Annotated in this window: 22 protein-coding genes; 1 reads left to right on the forward strand and 21 read right to left on the reverse strand. The window is 62.9% G+C overall.

From position 1 onward, the window contains the following. Positions 1-272 precede the first annotated feature (272 nt). The 8 genes from ASE30_RS00145 to ASE30_RS28255 all read right to left on the reverse strand — a co-directional run bounded on the left by ASE30_RS00145 (position 273) and on the right by ASE30_RS28255 (position 6,875). Complete coding sequence (locus ASE30_RS00145; protein WP_057282248.1) at positions 273-3,098, reverse strand: toprim domain-containing protein; 2,826 nt, start codon at positions 3,096-3,098, stop codon at positions 273-275. A gap of 1 nt (position 3,099) precedes the next feature. After that, positions 3,100-3,330, reverse strand: a complete 231-nt coding sequence (locus ASE30_RS00150) for an AlpA family transcriptional regulator (RefSeq protein ID WP_057282249.1) — start codon at positions 3,328-3,330, stop codon at positions 3,100-3,102. Further along, a complete protein-coding gene (locus ASE30_RS00155) occupies positions 3,327-5,114 on the reverse strand; it encodes a DNA cytosine methyltransferase (RefSeq protein ID WP_057282250.1) in 1,788 nt (595 codons plus the stop codon). Before ASE30_RS00155 ends, ASE30_RS00150 begins: the two co-directional genes overlap by 4 nt. A gap of 297 nt (positions 5,115-5,411) precedes the next feature. Continuing rightward, the gene (locus ASE30_RS00160) at positions 5,412-5,687 is read right to left on the reverse strand and encodes a hypothetical protein (protein ID WP_057282251.1); all 276 of its coding nucleotides are present in this window, start codon (positions 5,685-5,687) and stop codon (positions 5,412-5,414) included. Beyond that, complete coding sequence (locus tag ASE30_RS00165; protein WP_057282252.1) at positions 5,684-5,887, reverse strand: hypothetical protein; 204 nt, start codon at positions 5,885-5,887, stop codon at positions 5,684-5,686. Before ASE30_RS00165 ends, ASE30_RS00160 begins: the two co-directional genes overlap by 4 nt. A gap of 126 nt (positions 5,888-6,013) precedes the next feature. Then, positions 6,014-6,322 (reverse strand): hypothetical protein, encoded by a 309-nt coding sequence (locus ASE30_RS00170; RefSeq protein WP_057282253.1) that lies wholly within the window; start codon positions 6,320-6,322, stop codon positions 6,014-6,016. 62 nt (positions 6,323-6,384) lie between these two features. Continuing rightward, complete coding sequence (locus tag ASE30_RS28250; protein ID WP_082601394.1) at positions 6,385-6,660, reverse strand: ogr/Delta-like zinc finger family protein; 276 nt, start codon at positions 6,658-6,660, stop codon at positions 6,385-6,387. Then, positions 6,657-6,875 carry a helix-turn-helix transcriptional regulator gene (locus tag ASE30_RS28255; protein WP_082601395.1) on the reverse strand — a complete coding sequence of 73 codons (219 nt, stop codon included), beginning with the start codon at positions 6,873-6,875 and terminating at the stop codon, positions 6,657-6,659. Before ASE30_RS28255 ends, ASE30_RS28250 begins: the two co-directional genes overlap by 4 nt. An 86-nt stretch (positions 6,876-6,961) precedes the next feature. Between ASE30_RS28255 and ASE30_RS28260 the strand changes: the two genes are divergently transcribed. Further along, the gene (locus ASE30_RS28260) at positions 6,962-7,414 is read left to right on the forward strand and encodes a helix-turn-helix transcriptional regulator (protein ID WP_082601396.1); all 453 of its coding nucleotides are present in this window, start codon (positions 6,962-6,964) and stop codon (positions 7,412-7,414) included. A gap of 111 nt (positions 7,415-7,525) precedes the next feature. On the opposite strand, the gene ASE30_RS00180 is transcribed toward ASE30_RS28260, so the two are convergent. The 13 genes from ASE30_RS00180 to ASE30_RS00235 form a co-directional block, all read right to left on the reverse strand. Continuing rightward, positions 7,526-8,608 carry a contractile injection system protein, VgrG/Pvc8 family gene (locus tag ASE30_RS00180; protein WP_057282255.1) on the reverse strand — a complete coding sequence of 361 codons (1,083 nt, stop codon included), beginning with the start codon at positions 8,606-8,608 and terminating at the stop codon, positions 7,526-7,528. Further along, a complete protein-coding gene (locus tag ASE30_RS00185) occupies positions 8,608-9,063 on the reverse strand; it encodes a phage tail protein (protein WP_057282256.1) in 456 nt (151 codons plus the stop codon). The genes ASE30_RS00180 and ASE30_RS00185 overlap by 1 nt, the downstream gene beginning before the upstream one ends. Before the next feature lie 12 nt (positions 9,064-9,075). Next, complete coding sequence (locus ASE30_RS00190) at positions 9,076-11,817, reverse strand: phage tail tape measure protein (protein WP_057282257.1); 2,742 nt, start codon at positions 11,815-11,817, stop codon at positions 9,076-9,078. Between the two features lie 3 nt (positions 11,818-11,820). Next, positions 11,821-11,937 carry a GpE family phage tail protein gene (locus tag ASE30_RS28265; RefSeq protein ID WP_082601397.1) on the reverse strand — a complete coding sequence of 39 codons (117 nt, stop codon included), beginning with the start codon at positions 11,935-11,937 and terminating at the stop codon, positions 11,821-11,823. An 8-nt stretch (positions 11,938-11,945) separates the two neighbouring features. Next, a complete protein-coding gene (locus tag ASE30_RS00195) occupies positions 11,946-12,305 on the reverse strand; it encodes a phage tail assembly protein (protein ID WP_082601398.1) in 360 nt (119 codons plus the stop codon). A 23-nt stretch (positions 12,306-12,328) separates the two neighbouring features. Then, positions 12,329-12,844 (reverse strand): phage major tail tube protein, encoded by a 516-nt coding sequence (locus tag ASE30_RS00200; protein ID WP_057282258.1) that lies wholly within the window; start codon positions 12,842-12,844, stop codon positions 12,329-12,331. A gap of 56 nt (positions 12,845-12,900) precedes the next feature. After that, on the reverse strand, positions 12,901-14,082 hold the full coding sequence (locus tag ASE30_RS00205) for a phage tail sheath protein (protein ID WP_057282259.1): 1,182 nt from the start codon (positions 14,080-14,082) through the stop codon (positions 12,901-12,903). 133 nt (positions 14,083-14,215) lie between these two features. Further along, positions 14,216-14,563, reverse strand: coding sequence for a phage tail protein (locus tag ASE30_RS00210; RefSeq protein ID WP_082601453.1), 348 nt, complete (start codon positions 14,561-14,563; stop codon positions 14,216-14,218). A gap of 92 nt (positions 14,564-14,655) precedes the next feature. Then, on the reverse strand, positions 14,656-16,074 hold the full coding sequence (locus ASE30_RS29325) for a phage tail protein (RefSeq protein WP_057282260.1): 1,419 nt from the start codon (positions 16,072-16,074) through the stop codon (positions 14,656-14,658). Further along, positions 16,071-16,691, reverse strand: coding sequence for a phage tail protein I (locus ASE30_RS00220; protein ID WP_057282261.1), 621 nt, complete (start codon positions 16,689-16,691; stop codon positions 16,071-16,073). Before ASE30_RS00220 ends, ASE30_RS29325 begins: the two co-directional genes overlap by 4 nt. A 1-nt stretch (position 16,692) precedes the next feature. Continuing rightward, positions 16,693-17,610, reverse strand: coding sequence for a baseplate J/gp47 family protein (locus ASE30_RS00225; protein ID WP_057282262.1), 918 nt, complete (start codon positions 17,608-17,610; stop codon positions 16,693-16,695). A gap of 1 nt (position 17,611) precedes the next feature. Then, entirely contained in the window at positions 17,612-17,968 is a 357-nt protein-coding gene (locus ASE30_RS00230; RefSeq protein WP_235515151.1) for a GPW/gp25 family protein, read from the reverse strand. Then, positions 17,965-18,591 (reverse strand): phage baseplate assembly protein V, encoded by a 627-nt coding sequence (locus tag ASE30_RS00235; protein WP_057282263.1) that lies wholly within the window; start codon positions 18,589-18,591, stop codon positions 17,965-17,967. Before ASE30_RS00235 ends, ASE30_RS00230 begins: the two co-directional genes overlap by 4 nt. Between the last annotated feature and the right edge of the window lie 51 nt (positions 18,592-18,642).

Consider the following 18,642-nt stretch of genomic DNA (forward strand, 5'->3'; position numbering starts at 1 on the left):
CTCCGGCCATATCTGCGTGGGGAACCCGCTGCTGCGGGCTTCTCTGGCTTCGGCCAAGCAGCAATTTAGGGGCTTTGGCGGGCTGTTCCATTCCCAATTCGGGCACCCGTAGCCCATGTTGTCGTCTACCCAAACCACAAACAGGAGGGGGGGCTCAATATCCGTCTCGTTCGCATCGGTCATAGATTTAACGTCGTCAAGCAAGTCGTGCATCCTCGTTCCTTCAAGTAGTTGTTCAGTGATCTGATTCGCTAAAGCCATGCTGCAGGGGCTTACGGCGGGCCGAAGGACTCACCCGGGAAGAAGGGCGTGGCATATAGGCCCAGAGCTTCGAGCTGGGATAGTCGGATGCCTGTCAGGCGCGCGGTTCGCTGCCCCCGGATGATCTTGTCGGCGTTGTCGATCGGTTTGCCGCCGGCGGTGGCCACGACGCCGGAGGCCATGAGCTGCTGCTTGAATATGCGGCCGGTCTTGACCGGCAGCGCGTCGAACTTGGCGCGAAGGTGCGACGAAGTGGACAGGTGGTCCATGACGTGGTTTGGCCGAAGGTACAGGATGGTTTCGGTGCCGGCGTCGGTCTTTACGTTATCCCAGGCATACGGGTACTCGTACCGCTTGGCTTCCAGTTCGGACAGCAGAATTTCCATGATCCACACCCAGGGCAGGCGCGTGCCATTGGTGTCGGATATATGAACGTTCATTTCCGTGAGCAGGTCCTCGATAAAGCCCCCCTGGTCAACGTCGATGCCGGCGAACTTGGCCAGCAGCTCCCACGCCGTAAGGATGGCAGCATAGTTTTCCTTCATGCGGTTGGCTGTGGCGTCGCGTGGATCCGCTCGGCCGCGCTTCTGGCAGATGGCGAAGTATTTGGCGTGCATCTCGCGGATCACGGCCGGCGGCTGGCCAGCGATGAAGCGCAGCCAGTCCCATACAGGAAACTGCGGCAGATCATGCGGCAGCATCGGGCCTTGCTTGGCTACGGCCAGCGACGTGCGGCAAATCTTGGATTGCAGGCTCTCAACGTCAACCTCTTCGCCGGCGAGCAGCACCGGCGCACACATAAGGTACGGCGTCAGCGATGCGCCCACGCGCGTGAACTCGAATCGGTAGGTTGACTGCAGCAGGCCGTCGATGTCGGACAGCACTTGTTTCGGCAGTTTGGAGAACTCGTCCCAGCCCACCGGATGCGTGGTGTAAGAGACGCTGGCCCGCCGGCGGTGGTCAGTCTTGAGCATCTGGCCAGAAAGCACCTGGAACGCGAGTGATGCCTGCATCGACTCCAGGAGCTTCGACTTGCCTGAACCTTTCTCAGCCTGCATCTGCATGTGCGGATAGAAGCCCAGCACCGCCTTCAGGTGTGCGCCCAAGGCCCACACGACGCCGATGGCGGCCGCGTTGCCCTGGAACGTGGATTGATAGGCCTGGATGACGCGGGCGGCGTCGCTCTGATGGCCGCGCGGAAATGCCATGTTGTAGTACAGGCATTGTTTCTGGGGCTCGGTGAAATAGCAGTCCGCCCCTTCCAGAGCCGCCAGCTCACCGCCGCGCCAGGCCAGGCCGACAAAGTTCACCACGTCGCGCGCGCCCAGATGCGCCGTGCGCTCCAGGATGTTGACCATGCGGGCGAATTCGGCAGGCTTCCAGATATGGCCGAACTTGCCTTTCCACCATTCAAGGTTATAGAGCCGGTCATCGTTCACGACTTCGCGCTGCAGCACGTTGCCATGACGTGGAACCTGGGCACTGACACCGAAAACGGTATCGGGCTGAGAGTCTGCCCCGCCGTTGATGGTGGCGAGATGGCTTTGAATGCGCAGGCGGGAAAAGCCCGCAACGCGGAAAGAGCAGAGGTCGCCCATTGTTTCCGACCGACTTTTATCACCGTCGTCGTCGGCGTCGTCCTTCCATTTCTCAACGTACTGCGTGAAGTCATCCTTCACCCGATAGCGCCAGTACACGCCGAAGTCATGGCCGGGCAGGAACACGCGGCGTGTGCCGTCGTGGCGTTCGCCCGCGCCCGGCATGCCCGGAATCAGCCACGGTTCCAACACCTTGAGCTGGCGCAGCAGGGTGTCCGCGCCGTCGGTCTGCAGGACATCATTGATGTCCTGGCCTTCCTCCCAATCGAGCATATCCACCATCATGGAACCGATGTCCATGGCGGTGAGGATTTCCGACAGAGCCCACGCCGCCGCGAGGCCTGGCCGCAGATTGGTGCGCGGGTTGACTTTGTCGTTATGGTCCAGCGCGATAATGACGCGCTTGCCACGCAAAAACGTCCAGTCGATGTGATGGACGTTGCCGGTGCCTCGGATGGCCATGACAGCGGTCCCAGCGGGCATGCCGCACGTCTCGACGGACAGAGCATTGATGGGGCTCTCCACCACGTAGACGGTATGGGCTTGGCGCAACTCGCGCATCGAGCTGCACCAGTAGTGTCCCTGCTTCTCGCCCTGGCATTGCGTCTTCACGTCGCCATTGAGCGCCGCATCTTGGTAGCGGAGGTCTACGGCCACCACGCCGTTCGTGCGCTCGTCACGCACGATGAATGCGGCTGCAGGCCCACCGTGGCCAGGGGTACCTGCTTGAACAGTTGGGCTCTTCCAGTCGTTCCATCCGAGCATGCGGTGGCGGATAGCCTTTTCTATCACCACTTCGGATATCCCACGCCCCATCAAGTAATCGCGCGCTGCGCCCGTGTTGGTCAAGCTCTTGTCGGCAATGTGGTCAACCATGCTCTTGCGTTCGGGCTCCGCGCGCTCCACAGGCTTTTTTTCGGGCGGGGGCATGCCGAACCACTGCCCGAGGATTCTGGCGGCCTCCATGGGGCTGTGAGCGGCTTCTGGCATGCAATATTGAACGAGATCAATGCAGCTACCGCCCTTGCCTTCGTCCGACCAGTCTTTCCATCCACGACCGCCGTCGAAGACACTTAGCGATGCGCCTTTGTCGTCGTGGTGAGGGCTGTGATAGTTGCCCTTTGCGCCGTTGCGACGCAGGCCAAGGCGGTCTGCAAGGTCGTGCAGGTCAATGTCGTTCTTCAGACGGGAGAACCATGCGCGCATGGCCGGATTGCTGGTGTTGTTCGATGCCTGCATATCAGTTCACTTCGGTTTCGGGGGCGCGGTATGTCGATGGCTCTTTGATCCAGGCCAGCACGTCGCCACCTCTGTAGCGCGTGCAACGGGTGCCAAGGCGCACGGGCTGCGGCGCTGTCCTGGCCAGGACGTAGCGCCGCCATGTCTCGCGGCCGACGCCGACAAAGGGGGCAATCTCGGACCACGCATAGAGACCTTCGGCTTGCAGCTTGATGTCTACAGCAGTCGTCATGCCGCCTTCCTCAAGAGCAGTTCCTGCGGCGCATTGGCAGCAATGAGCGCGACCGCCGGCGGCGGGCTGACGCTGTTGCCGACCATGTGAACCTGCTGGGATTTGGTGAACACGCGGCCATCGTGGCCGTGGGTGATGATGTAGCTGCGCGGGAAGCCCTGCAGGTCGTAGAGTTCCGCCGGCGTGAGCATGCGCAAGCGGATATCCACAACGACGTATGGCGTGCCCTGGATATGCACCGTAACCAGCGCCAGGCGGTCCCGGGTGGTGAGCGTGCTGGCAGGGTCGCGCAGGTCGCCCCATTGTCCACCTTCGCCGTAGTGCCGCATCAGGAAGGCCGCCACACGAAGCGCGCCGGCTTCGTTCTCGGTGGATAGGTCGTATTCGAGCAGGCCATACCGCGCCGCCCCAGCCAGGATGGTTTGCGCCGGCTCGTCCAGGTGCGAGCCTGTGACGTTCTGGCTCATCGCGGTAAGGTGCGCCGTGATGAACTGCTGCTGGCTGCCCGTGTTTGTAATCGTGGAGGCGGCCCGGCGCAGGTCGTGGGCGGGTGTGGCGTTGTAGCCGCCGTTGGCCTGGACCATGAAGCCGGCGGCCAGCGCATGCTTGATGCCGCCCGCAGTGACCGTCCCCAGCGGCTGCTGGTGGTCCAGGCAGCGCGCTGCTTGTCCTTCCCGCTCGCCGTATCCGGCCTGGATCAGCACGGGAGACGACAACATGAACTCGCCCCGGTGCGCGGCAGTAATCGTCCGGGCTGGGTCTCGCGGGTCGTATACGCGGTCGGCACCCTGATGAGTCGCGGGCACGAGCGCCGGCGCCACAACGGCGTGCGACCCGCCCCGAGGCTTGGCCGTGACTGTGCTGATCGGCTGGCGTGCCGAATGCGAGCCGTCGCGGCTCCAGTTCGCGATGGGAACGATGAACGGATCTGCGCTGTCCAGCACGTAGCGCTTCATGCCGCGCGCGATGCGCCGCATGGTGGCGTCGGCCAGCTGGCGCGGGCGGTTGAAGATGCTCCGCCCCTCGATGGTCCAGTCGATGCCGTCCGCAGCCGCGCGCCAGCGTCGCTGGCCCTTGGTCGGGTTCTTGAAGTGGGTGGCCTGGGGCCAGGAAATTGGCAGACCGTCGCGGCGCGCCATCATGAACAGGCGTGTGCGGGTGGTGCCTGCGCCATAGTCGGCCGCATTCAGTTCGCGCCATTCCACGGTGTAGCCTTGGCCGCGCAAGATCGCCACCAGACGGTGCCAGTGCTTTCCCTGTTGCTTGGGGTCTGGCACGAGGTATTGCTCCTGTACGGGCACGCGCTCGCCGGGCTCGGCCACCGTGCCGTCCAGCTTGACAACTCGGCCCGTGGCAGCGTCTCGCTTTGCGATCAGGCGGCCCCACTTCAAGATCTGGACCACGTTTTCCAGACTGATGATGTCGGGCTTGACGGTGCCAGCCCAGCGCACCGTTACCCAGGCGAGCGCCCGAATGTTCTTGCGGCGCGGCTGGCCTCCCTTCGCTTGGCTGTGATCGGTGCAGTCCGGTGACAGATGCAGCCAGCCCACTTCCATGCCGCCCGTCGCCTGGCGCGGGCAGACTTCCCACACGTCGGCGATGAAATGCTGCGCCTGAGGGTGGTTGACCTGGTGCATGCTCAGCGCGTCAGGGTTGTGGTTGATCGAGATATGGACGTGCTGGCCGGTGGCCTGCTCGTAGGCGGTGGACCAGCCTCCGCCGCCGGCGAAGATGTCAACGACGATCTTGGCGCTCAGGGCTAGGATCATTTGGGGGGTATGCATGTCAGTCTTCTATGTCGCCCGCGCTGGCACGTTTCACGTCGCGGCGCTTGGGGGCTGGTTGTATGGGTGATCCGGGCTGAGCCGGCTTGGTACGGCTCTTGACGTGCGGATCTGTTGAATGGGTAGGGGCGTTAGGGCGGGTGGGAACGCTAGCGCCCAGCGCCTCGGCCGTCAGCGCCAAGCAGCGCGCCAGGAGGGGGGAGCGCAAAGCGACATCCAGGGGAATGGACAGGCCAGCGGCCAAGTGGGCCTGGGCGAGCTGGGCAGTGGTGGGCGTGACGGCGGGCGCTTTCATCGTCAGCCCTTTGGTGCGAACAGCTTGCGATGGCGGGCCATTTCTTCGACAGAGGGCTCTTCGTTCATGGCGCTTTGCAGCGCGGCCGCTTCCGCATTGCAGCCATGCTGAAGGAGGAAGTGACGCAGCACAGACTCCAAGCCGCCAAGAAAGCCAGCGTTTTGCATGTTCAGCCTTTCGCATTCGCCGACCATCCCGGCAATCGTCTGCGCCGTGATCTTGGCGCTGCGGATGTTGGCAAGCAGCTCCATCGCGGATTTCTTGCTCAGGTTGCTCATAATCCGGCTCCCAGCATGTCCCTTTCGCGCATCGCGCGGCGGGTCGCGGCGTGAACTTGGCAAGCGGCATCGCGCATGTCGTGCGCAAGGTCTTGTTCGCCGTCTGCGGCGATCACAAATACGGCGCCGCCTTGCTCGAAGTGCTGCACAAGCAACTGTTCCATCAGCTTGCACAGGGCGATCAGTTGCGTATCGCTCATATGGGCCTCAAGACGGGCCAGGGCTGGTATCGCAGGCATTTAGGGATTCCTTAGGCAAAAGCGGTCCCTGCCTCGCCGGAATGGCAAGGCGTCGAAACCTCGGAACGGGGGAAGAGAAGAGGGGTGTTAGGTGCTGGCGAGCTGGGCGCGGTTCATGAGGAAACGCATCAGCTCTTCGGTTGTGATGACGACTGACTTGGGGTGCCCGCGGACCTGCAGAAACAGGGCAAACGTGGTGCTGCGGTCGGTGTCGATAGTCACGGGGCTGGCATGCACCGCTTCTGCGATGGCCTGCGCGGAATGCGTCTCGGCGGTGGTGGCCGAGCAGTTGCAGAGCGCCTGCAGGTGGGCGCTGCAGCGTTCAGTCAGCAATTGCATGCCGTGTGCCGTAATCGGCTTGCGGGAGATGTCGATGTCGTGGCGCACGAATGCCATTGCTTGATCCGAAATAAAGTCGCGCGAGAAGTCAGGAGTGGCAAAGCCAGGGACAGGGCAGTTCATAGCAGGCTCGCTTGTCGAGGGTCAGAGATTGCCGTAACCGCCATGCGCAGCGTTTCGCTGAGCGGCGACATCGGCAGGTTGATACCAGGCCGGGGGATGGCCGAGGGAGAAATAGTTGCGACTACTTCGATATGCGCTTTCCAGGTGTGACCACACGCGATGTTCCTGCATTGGAAGTAGGCGATTCGCATGGTGGCCGATACAGCCTCGCTAGTGCGGACCGTGGCCCAGGTGTCGCAGTGAGGGCAGCTAATACCGAGCTTGGAACTCATTTGTTCGCTTTGGGTGTGGGGCCATAGATTTGGCTGAGCGTGACGCGCTTGCCTTTCGCTTTTCCCAACGCTACAAGCGCATGCGCCACTGCAGGCGGGACTTTCTGCCGGCCGCGCTCATAGTGGGAGATGTTGGACTGACTCTTGCCAAGCGCTTTGGCAAGGTCTACCTGGGTCATGCCCAGGCGCTGGCGGATTCGTTGAATCGGGTTCATGACGATGAATATTAGTAAGACGAATAACTTATGTCAACATTCGTAGTGTTTCGTCAATTATTAGTCGTTGTAATAAAGTGGACCACATGCCCGCCAAACCTCTTTCGTACGAACAATTGCAGGACGCCTCGCGCTTGAAGAACATCTATCTCGCGCGTAAGGAGGCGTTGGGCCTGACACAAGCCGTCCTCGCAGATCAACTAGGCTTCGCGAATCAGAGCGGTGTGAGCCAGTACTTAAACGGGAAGATTCCGTTGAACGCCGAAGTAGCTGTGTTGTTTGCTGAGCAACTGCAATGCAAAGTGTCCGATTTCAGTGTGGACTTGCAGAATCGAATTGATCGACTAGCCCAACACGCTTCTGGTCGAGGCTGGGCACCTCCGCCCGTGACAAAAGAGGTCAAGGACTGGCCTTTTTCGGTTTCGCGCGCCGCGTTTGACTCATTGCCTGCCTCTGAACGCAAGCGCATAGACGTCATGGTCCGCAGCTTTGTCGATAGCTTTGGACTGGAAAAAAAACGAGGACGTGCAGCCGCCTGAAGAAGAGCCGGAACCGGCTTTCGTTCGGGGGGATGGCAACGTGATTCATGTACGGCGCTGGGAAAAAAATTTCCCGTTCACGTAACTAAATGCGTGAATCGAAACGCATTGTTAGTCTGTGTCGCTCTGGTCGCTGTCGATACTGGAATCGGCGCCTTCGCCTTGCTGGAAGGAGTCGATGGTTTCGCCCTCAGCACTTGTTGTGAGGCCGCTATCGTCGAGCTTGTGCGTGACACGCGACAACAACCACACCGTTGTGCTGATGGGGTCTTTCACGCCGGCAAATCGCACCTTCGTTTGCGGCGCCAGCTCCGGCCGGCCGTAGGCCAAATCAAAATGCAGTGTTGCCATGCCGCGCTGTAGCCGCGCCCATTCAGCGCGCGCCGCCTCAAGCGCGTCCTCTTCACTCGCGTAAAGCTGGCGCAGGCGCTTGGCGTTGCCGATGACGCCGGCGAGGACATGGCGGCGAGTCGCCTTGCCCTTGTCCTGCCATGAGGCGCGCACACCCGTGTAGGAATCGCGATCCGCGACGTGGTATCGGATGCGGTCGCCATCGCGGCGCGTCAGCTCGATGGTGGGCATTTCCTTGCCGCTCGCGGTGTCGCCCTTGCCCACGGGCAGAAACAGCAGCTTGCCCTCTTTGATGGTGGCCACGGCGTCATAACGCTTTCCGATGCGGCCCAGGAAAGCCAGGTCCGATTCGTCGGTTTGGTCGATGTGGGCAATCTTCGTATCGCCGAACTGGCCCACGACAGGGAAGAGCTTGTGGGCCTTGGCGACGGTTTCAACGATGGCCTTGATGGTGGTCTTGTGAAAGCTTCGCGTAGCGCGCGTACGCAGCGCGTTGCCCATGTCTGCGCTGCGCGCCCGCAGCGTGATGGTGTCCGGCGGGCCAGAAAACTCCACCTCATCCACCTCAAACGTGCCTTTGTCGACCAGGCCGCGCGGGCCATTCCAGCCCAAGTACACGCGCACGGAGACGCCCCGGCGGGGCAGCGCCAGGCGGCCGTCGGCGTCGTCCAGTACTAGGTCGAGCTGGTCGGCCTGGTCGGATCGGCATTCCGTAATCGACAGGCTCATGAGGCGGGGCGCTACTTTGTCCGTCATGTCCTTACCGTCCACGATGACGCGCCATTGCGGCGCCGGATGTTCGGCTCGCGGGCCGGCCTGTCCGGTGGTCGATTGCAGCGCCATCAAAGCCCCCAGCCAATTATTGAGCCGTCCATCGTTTCGATGGGGATTTGCAGGTCATCAAGCAGCGGCCGCGCCTGGGAGTCATCCACGCATTTGAGTGTGAGGGTGAAATCAACCTTCTGCGCAATGCCATTCACAAAGAACATCGAGCTTTCATCATCCAGGCCCGTGATGATGAAAGCGCCATGAACGGTGCCTATGCCATCCACCATGACATACGCCTTGCCGGTGTCGCCCATGCGGCGCAGCAGCCGCAGGCTGCTAGTGGTGCCGAAAAGCTGCGGGATGATGGTTCCCCCCAGCGTGAATGTGTCCTCTCCCTTACCCACGAATTGATACGCGGGGCCGGCGCCCATCCGGGAATTCGAGGGGTGCCGCCATTCCGTTTGACGCTTGAGCGTCTGGTAGGCGGCCGTGGGCAGGCCAAAAATGAACATGCCAAGGGCCATCATCATGGTGGCGGAATCCTATTCGTTGTCGTGGTAGGAGGAACGCAGGCGCGCGGCCTTGTCGCTATCGCGGCGGCGTAGCGCATCTTCCACAGCTCGGGCGATGTCGTTTGGGCTTGCGCCGGCGCCGTTGATTTGGATCGTGATGGTGTCGCCCTGGACCGTGATGGGCCGCCCGCCGTTAGCCGCGGATGCCATCGCCGGGCGATTGTCGATACGGGCCAGGGCGCCGCCGTCGCCCGCCATCGCAGTGGCAGGCGACAGCAGCGCAGCAGAAGGCGCCAGGGCCGCCGCTGCGGGCGACAGGGTCCCACCTATGGCCACGGACGCGGCGAGCGCCTGAGCGGCCTTCACGGCGGCCGGCTGGCGGTCTTCAATGCCGACAGCGGCGCCCTCGGACACAAACCCGCCCATTTCGGCAAAAACTCGGCTCGGCGAGCGGATGCCCAGCTTTTCCTTGAACCAGCCCACGATGCCACTACCGATGCTGGAAATGGACTCTTTGAGCGCGCCGGCCATGCTGGTGATGCCGTTGATAAGCCCCTGAATCAGCATGCTGCCGAACTTAGTGAAGCTGCCCGGAAGCTCGATGCCAAGCTTGCCAAGGGCGGCAGTAATCGCCGTGTACAGCAGGCCTAGCGGAGACCAGTTCACCAGCAGCGCAGCAATGCCGCCCAGTCCACCATTAACCGCAGTTTTGACGCTTTCCCAAATGCCAGTAAAGAAGGTCGTCAAGCCATTCCACGCCACGGAAAGAATCGGTATGGGGTTCAGGGCAGCCAGCACGGTGCGCAGCCATTGCATCGTCGCATCAAAGGCCGCCGTGACCTGCGCCCACAGGCCCGAGAAAAAGGCGCGGATCGGCCCCCAGTACTGATAAATCAGGTACGCCGCGCCCGCTATGGCCATGACGGCCAGCGCGATGGGGTTAGCCATAAGGAGCTTGCCCACCGTCATGATGGCGCCGCCCAGGAACCCAAAACCGCCTTTAGCCAGGTTGAACAGCACGCCTAGGAGGCTGCCGCCCTGGATGCCCAGCATCGATAGCCCAAAGCGAACCATGACGAACGGCCCTAACACGGCAGCCAGTGCCAGCGTCAGCGCGCCGAATGCCGCAACCAGGCCCGCCACGGCGGCGACGCCCATCGTGAGCGCGCTGGCCAGGCGAGGATTGGCTTTCATCCATTCGCCCACATTGCCCACCACGTCAGCCAGGCCGCGCACCAGCTTACGCAGCGCGCCGTCGTGCAACTCTTCAACCTGGATGCCCACGTCTTCCCATGCACTGGAAAGCTCGTCCAAGTCGCCGACCAGGTTGTCGGCCATCGTGCCGGCGGTCTTGTCCGCTTCGCCCGTCGTCTGCTCTTTGAGCGTACTGACGAACTTTTGCAGGTCGCCGGTACCGGCCTGGCCGACAAGCACCTGCAGCCCGCTGAATGCTTCCTCTCCCGCGATGGCCTTGAAAATGCCTGACCGCTCGGCGTTGCCCATCTTCTGGGTCTTCTTGTGCAGCTCTTCCAGGATGGCCGGAACGTCTCGCAGATTACCGGCGGCGTCCTTGGTACTGATACCCAGGCCGTCCAGCGCGTCGGCGGCCGCCTTAGGCGGCGCGGCCAAGCGGCCCAAGATCGACCGCAGCGCCGTGCCGCCCATGCTGCCCTGTATGCCCGCGTCGCCCAGCTTGCCCGCCATGGCCGCCACGGTCTCGATGTCCGCGCCAACCCCGGCGGCCACGGGCGCCACGTACTTCATGGTTTCGCCCAGCATGTACAGGCTCGTGTTGGAACGCGTAAACGCGCCCGTCAACACGTCGCCCAATCGGCCCATTTGATCGGCGGGAAGCTGAAAGCCGGTCAAGATGTTGGATCCGATATCGGCGGTTTGCGCCAGGTCCGTATCACCCGCCTTTGCGAGCGACAACATGCCCGGCATTGCGTCCAGGATGGACTTGGCGCTAAAGCCCGCCATGGCGAGAAAGCCCTGCGCATCGGCCGCCTGCGTGGCGGAAAACATCGTTGTTGCGCCCAGGTCGCGGGCCTGCTCGCGCAGCGCCTTCATGTCCGCGCTGCCCTTGTCCTGGCGCGATAGCGCCTGAACCTTGCTCATCTTGGCGTCAAACTCCACGCCAGGCCGGATAAAGCGCGATTCGGCATAGAGCGCGGCCCCGCCCGTGGCTAGGGCGCCAGCGCCGGTCCCGGCCATCGCGCCGGCGGTAGCCTTGCCCGCGCCATACTTTTCTTTGGCCGCAGCGAGCTTATGTTGTTGGGTGGCGGCGGCCTGCAGCTTTTGAGTCTGGCGCGTGAGCGCTTGCGAGGTCTGGTCAATCTGCTGGCGCAGTTTGCGCTCATCGCCGGCCAGGCCGGAAGTGGAGATACCCGCGCGGCCCAGGTTGTCACGTAGCCGCTGCAGCTCGATGGACTGCTGCCCGTGGCGCTCTTTGAGCTGCTGTGCCGAACGCACGGCTTGATTGAATTCGCGCGTCATGGCGCGGGTTGGTGTCGTGGTGGCCTGCATCTGCTGCGCAAGCGTGGCAACGCGCTGCTGCGAGCTGGCCAGCTCGGAACGGGTGGATTGCAGGCCTCGCGTCAGCTCGCGGAACTGGCCGACCTCGCGCTGCGCGGCCGTGAGCTGCTTGAGTTTGCTGCGCAGGTCGGCAACTCCCTGCGCGGACGTGCCGGCCGTGGTCCTGATCTTCTGCAGCGGCCCGGAAAGCTTGTCCTGCAGGGCCGCGATGACGCGCAGCTGTAGCGCCTTGTCCATCGTTTACGTCTCGGGTTGGTGGCGTACGCGCGCGCGCTCGCGCCAGTCGGCCAGCTCGGCCAGGTCCATAGTGTCCATCGCGGCCGGCGGCCAGTGGAAGACCATGGCGATATCCGCCATGGCGTCCTCTACGGCGTTTGGATAGCCTGCCGCTCCGCCTTGCTCATAAAAAAACTGGCCAGCGTTGCCCCCGTATTCAGCAGGTCCGCAGGGTCCATGGCGTTGATTTCGGCGGGGGTCAGGATGGGATCACACACACGCGGCAGGACGGTGCGCAGCGCCCCGACATCAACCTGAACCAGGGCCATGAGCGTCACGCCGCGCAGCGCGCCGGCGTTGGGCTTGCGGATCAGCAGGCGTGTGATTTCGCCGCTGCTGCGCTTTATCGGCTCGTCCAGGTCCACGGATTTCACGTTGTCCGAGTCGATGACGGGAGCCGGCTGGTTGATGTCTTGGGGCACGGTGCGGGGGGTGGTGGTGTTGGTCATGATGTTTCCAGAGGTGTGAGCGGTTAGAGGCCGATGGCGGTACGGATGGCCTGCATGGTGTCGACGTTGCCGACCATGTGAATCATGTTCATGACGTCGATTTCAAACAGGGTCTCGCCGTTGACGACTTCCTTGTAATAAACGCACTCGGTGACCATTTTCATTTCGGTGTCGTCGCCAACCTTCGACTCGCCGCGGTCAATCTCCGAATGACGCCCGCGGACGGTGATTTCCACGGCGAGAACTTCCTGCGTGTCGTCCCGTTGGTAGGCCTGCGCAAAGCGCAGTTGAACGCCAGCCACATCCACAGCGCCGTATTGCTTGAGAACCTGCGTGACGTATCCGCCGCACGCCCACTCCACTTTGAGGCCGTCGTCGTCCAGACCGAAATCCGCCTTGACGGCACCGCCCAAGCCTCCACCGCGCCAGGCCTCCATCTTGCGTGTGAGCTTGGGCAACGTTACGGATGCGACGATGCCGGCATAGCTGGTTCCGTCGTTGTAGAGATTCATGTTTTTGAGCTTGCTGGGCATTCCCATTTGTTTGGCTCCAGAGGTTCAGGAGGAGCGGCGCGCACGGCGCCGGCCCCGAGGGGTTAGGCGCCGATGCGCTGCGCGAAATCCAGCAGATAGCTGTCGGTGATGCGCTGACGGAATGCCAGGTCTTCCAAGGGGGGGACCGGCGTGTAGGCATAGTCGAGGATCAGCTTTCCGCTCTTGAGCGATTCCTTGGTGTTCGGCTCTTCGTCGTACCAGGCTTCGCCGTCGATGATGTAGCCAAGCGCCTTGAGCTGGCGAAACTTGGCATTGATGCCTTCGAGAATGTCCTTGACCAGCGACGGATGCAGGGGAGCATCGACGGCCCACATGTGCGCCTCGGCCATTGTGTCGGCGAGAATTTGCGCAGTGCGGGTGTAGTTCTCGAAGGGGTACAGGCTTTCCGGGCCGGCGCACGTGCGGCTACCCCAGAAGCGAAAGCCCGTGCGGTTTACGAGCGTGGTGATGTCTTTCTCGTTGAGATACCCGGCGTCGGTAGCGGGGTCTTGCAAATCCCAGAAGACATCCTTGCTGATGCCGGTGACACCGTTCACGGCGACGTTGGACAGCACCTTGTGCCAGCCGATATCCTTGTCCAGCTTCGCGCGCAGACCCAGCGCGGCGGCGGATGCGGTGATGATGCCCTCGGCATTGGTGCGCGTGTCCCAGCCCAGGAAATCCGGCCAGATCAGCATCAGTTCGCGTTGGCCGAAGCCCTCGCGGAACGCTGCGGCCTCTTCGATGGTGTTGCAGCCCGTAATGCTGGCGTAGCCGAATCCGCGCAGCTTCTGCGCGGTCTCGGCCAGAGCCGCGATGGTGGCCGCGTTCTCCAGGCCCGGAATGCCGATGATGCGCGGCTTGACCTTGGGGCCGGAGTTCTGCGCGGCGAGCAACGCTTTCATGCCGGTGTACCGGCCCGAGGGATCCACGCCTCCGATGACATTGGAGGTGGTCTCGGCCTCGGTTTCGCCTTGGGCCACGCGCACGATGACGGCGACGGGATTGGTCTGCGAGGCGATGGCTTCCAGCGAGCGCGCGAGCGTGCCTTTCGTGCCAGCCTTGGCAGCGGCTGCCTTCATGTTGGTTGCCAGGACAGGCGTGTTCAGGGGGAAGGCTGCCGCGTCGGCGTCTTCGGCCGTGGCAACGAGGCCCACGATTGCGGTGGAAACGGTGCGAATGGGACGCGTGCCGCCGTCAACTTCGACAACGCGCACGCCGTGGTGGTATTGGTCAAGCGCCATGAAAATGCCCTCAGAAGGTTGAGCAAGTCCCGCTCTGCTTCGTGCGGGGATCGCTCAAATTCTGAGGGCTTTGCTACGCGCGCGCACGGGGTTCGCCCTGTAGAAACGCCATGTACAACAAGGCGCTGGGCGTTTAGGTTTCCAAGTCGTCGGCGGGTGCTGGAGGTACGTCCGTCAACCATGGCGGCAGGTCGCCCCATCCTGGATAGCTGGCCTCGCCGTCACCGCCATACGCCAGTTCCCCGAGCGTGTACTGAGCACCGGTTTCCACCATCCATAGTGGCGTGGTGCGGAAGTCGGCGACCATGACCCACGCGTTGCCCACACGGCGCGGGCATTTCCCGGCGATCGGTGCCGGCGGCGCCTCCTCGTAGGCACCATATGGGATGTTGAACACCCCCGGAGCGAGAGCCAATTCGTTGGCCGTCACCGGGCACAAGTACAGGCCATTGAAATCAGCCTGATACACGATTTTCTGCACTGTCATCTCCAAAAAATAAGCCAGGCTCGCGCGCATCGTTGAAATGAACTCGTCCCAGCAATGGCGTCCTGCATTCGCGAATCCATAGCTAGCTATGCGTGAATCCGAGGGTGGTAACCGGAGTTCGGTGGGCGCGTTGTTCCAAACGCCACTTCTGGCGAGTTGAGGATCGGGACCGCGGTACCACCAGATGATGAAACCACCTGGGCCAACGGATACTCCGCAGCGCTCACCGCGTCATAGCCGAGGCTGATTCGGCCGTCTGAACCCGTGATGGATGACGCAGCCGTGCGATCAGAGACAAAGCCGACGCCAGGCCCGGTATCGAAACTGTGAACGCTGCCGGCCTGCTTGCTGCCGAGCGCCCTTGCATTTGCAGTATCAGCGTCAGTCCCAGTAAAGCGACGGAACATGTTGCGAAGATCCGGCACCCGAAACTGATTCGAGTCCACATCCACGAAGTAATGCGCACCGACGTTCGCCGTCCAGATTGCCTGCGTGACGACCAGGCCATTTTCCTGCGCGTAACCCCACAGCCGTGAATAGGCAACCTTATCCAGCAATCCGCCAACCCCGTCCACTTCGCTGACCAAAGGCACGGCCGTATGGCCGTCCATGGGGCGCCCGCAAAGCGGCGAGCGGTATCCGGTATAGAAGGCGGTGGCCGTCCATACCCAAACCTCGCTGCATTCGGCCACCAGCACGGGACCGATGTCTTCCGCCGGAAGATCAAGAATCGAGCAAACCTTGGGCGCGCCGATGAGCTTGCGCACCTCTTCGGGCGTCTTCCTGGCATAGCCACCGGCTGCGGTGCCGACCAGAATTTCCTTGTCGGCAATCGTCTGCAGTCCTGTCCCGCCGCGTACGACACCCAGGATTCCGGCGGTCGCCTTCGACACGTCCAGGGCCGTTACCTTGATTTCGATGTCCACGGTGCCGTCGAAGGCGACGCCTGCGGCGGTGGCGCCGCCGCTGACGGATATCTTTCGTCCCGCTGCCAGTTTGGTAGCCGCGACGGCGGTTCCATCCTTGTCGAGCTTCTGCAGCAAGCCAGCGTCCACATAGCCGCGTGTCGCGAGAACCACGGCAGGATCAACTTTCAGCGTGAAGTCGTTTGAGCTGGAAACCTGCAGGACCATGCGGACTACCTGCGTGCGCGCTGATCCTTCGGCGAGCTGGGGCTTGTACGTCGGCGGGCAGTTGGCAACTGCGATCAGGTCGCCATCGGCATCACGCAGGCCCAGCTCACGAATCCACCAGCCGCCGACCTGCTCGGGGATAACCTGCTCAATTACCAGCCAGGCCGGATTGCTGGGGTCGACGAAGGAGCGGTTGATGTGAGCGCGGCGCTTCGGGCCGATGAGCGCGGTCTGCTCTCGGTCCGGCGTGGGAGATACGCCGCCGCCGTCGCCAACTTCCAGCTCGGTGATGAGCACCGGGACGCCCAGCGCCTTGGCGTTGGCTTCCTTCGCTTCGCCAACTTTGGTCAGAATGCCGAAAAACGTTGTCATGGATACACCGTGAGAATGTCGATGATGTGCGTGGCCAGGCCGGCGGATATTCCGCCTTGGACTTCCACGGGTTGGGGTTGGTAGGGGTAAACGGTCATCTCGTCGCCGTCATAGGACGCAATGCCGTAGTTCATGGGTGCGCGGACTTCCACCGCGATGGCCAGACCGGCCATGTGCTGGCTGAGCCGCTTTGTGCAGTCGATCAGCCGGCCCAGCTCGTAGTACATCTGTTCCGATATCCCGCCATCCAGCACGCCGATGGTGAGACGAAAGGTGCCGCGCACGCCCTCCGGCGCCATCTGGTGCCACTCGGTCACTTCCAGCAGATACCCCAGCGGCTCCACCACGCGCCGCAGCGCGCCGATGGTGCCCTTGATCTGATGGATGCGGAACGAGTTCACCAGCGCTTTGCGCTTGGCCGCGACGGACCATGCATCGTCCCATCGGTCAACCGATCGCTCCCAGGCAAGCCAGGGCAGCAGAGCTGCTGGCGCGGTGGCGGCGCGGCGAAGTGAGCGAACAGGTAACGGGATGGCTTCGATGTCGGCTCCAACCTGGGCAAGCTTGCGCTCGGCAGGGGACGACGCGGGCGGCAGCAGCGTGGGCTTATCGGCCATATCAAGCCTCTACGGCGATGGACAGGTCGATGTCCGCGCACGTGGCCGCCTGAGTGGCTGTCATTACCAAATCGTCCGCCGGCTCCAGAAGGTCCAAATGGTCCACGCCTTCGACGTGCAGCGAGGCGGTAAGGGCGGAGCGCCACACAGACACGCCTGCGCGCCTGGGGCGGTTGACATAGGCAGCGCAGGCGGCGCGCGCGGCGTCGAGCGCCACCGTGCGGCCCGGACCTTCGCCCTTCATGTGAAGCACGGCGCGAACGCGGTACGGCAAAATTTGCGACGACTGCACAGTTACGCGGTCGCCCATGGGTCGAATGTCTTCATCATTGAGCTTGGCCGCGACCTTGGCCAGCAGCTCGGGCGCCGCTGTGCCATCGCCTTCGCGTGAAAGCACGCACACAAGAATGTCGCAGGGATCGGGGCTGGTCGCGGTAGCGTCGGCAACCAGCCCATCGGCGCTCAGTGCGTGGAATACGTAGCCGTCGCGCGGGCCCGCCGTGGACAGGCCTTCCCAAGCCATCTGTGCTCGCTCGCACAGCTCGTCGTCGCTTTCATACACCGCATCGACAGGTGGCAGGGCATCAGGGTTCGCGGGCTGAATGACCTGGCGGGATACGCCGTGCTCGGCCGCAATGTGCTCCAGGTCTTTACCGCGCGCGAAGGCCAGCAAGACGGATCGGGCCGCATCGTTGACGCGCTGGCGCAGAATTACCTCACGCTCGGCGTTCTCCTGCAGCACGACTACCAGCGGCTCCGATTCCAGGGTGAGCGCCTTGGCTATAGCGTCTTGATCCTCTTGCGCGAAAAGCGCCAGATAGCGAGCCTTGCGAGTTTCAAGGATTTGCTCGTAGTCGAGCGCTTCCACCACGTCTGGCGCGGGAAGCTGGGAAAGATCGATGATGTTGGGGTTTGCCATTTCAGGCGCTCACTGTGGTGGCGACGGACACGTTTTCAATCCGGTCGCCGGTATCGGCTTCGCCGTGGATGTTCAGCACGACGCGCCCAGGCCGGTCGGCGTCCATCTCTACGGACATCGAGCGCACGCGCAAGCGCGGCTCCCACAGCATCAGCGCTGTGGCCGCCGCCGCGTAAAGCTGCAGGACGGCCGCGCCGTTGGTGGGCGTGTCGATCATGTCGGCCGCCTTCGCGCCGAACGCCCGGCGCCGCACACGCGTGGCTATCGGCGTTTGCAGAATCTTGCTGACGGACTGCGCCAGGTGCTCGCGGCCGGTGATGCGCAGGCCCGTGGCCGCGTTCATGCCCATGAAGCTCATTTCGTCGGTTCCGTAGTGAGGGCGTCCAGGCCTTGGGTGCGGTGCTTGTGCGTGTGGAGCACGACGCCATTGGAGGAAAGGTTGCCGGATACGTGCGTAATGTCGCCTTGGATGGTTGTGCCGTTGCCCTTGCCGTTCTTGCCCGCCATGCCCGCCTGATACGTGAATAGGCCTGTCACGGTCACATTGCCGTCAAGGGTGATTTCCGGGCATTTCACGGTGGCGGACTCGCTGGCCTCAACGAAGGCCGATGTGACCCCCACGGCTGTGAGCTTGCCGGCCTGGTGGTCATATGTGATGCGCGCGCCGTCCGGGTAGTCGGTGACGTGCTCGGCTTCGCTGTCCGAAGGTGCGGGTATGTCGTCGGAGTTCAGGCCCGCCAGCACCACGCCGCCGGCGGGGTCGCCGTCCGGACACAGGACAACAACCTGCTCGCCCAGGGTCGGCGGGTTCCACGTGCGTGTACGACCAGCGCGCAGCTCCAACCACGGCAACCAGTTGGTTTGAAGATCTCCGGACGCAACGCGGACCTTGGCGGGCCGGGCTTTCAGGTCAACGGCGGACACCGTGCCAATGCGGACCAGGTTGGAGATAAGGCGGAAGAGTTCGGCGGCGTCATTCATACCGGCCATGTTGCCGGGCCGCCCTCGCGCGCGCACGGGGCGCGCCTTGTA

The organism is Achromobacter sp. Root83 (assembly GCF_001428845.1).
Lineage (GTDB): Bacteria > Pseudomonadota > Gammaproteobacteria > Burkholderiales > Burkholderiaceae_B > Achromobacter.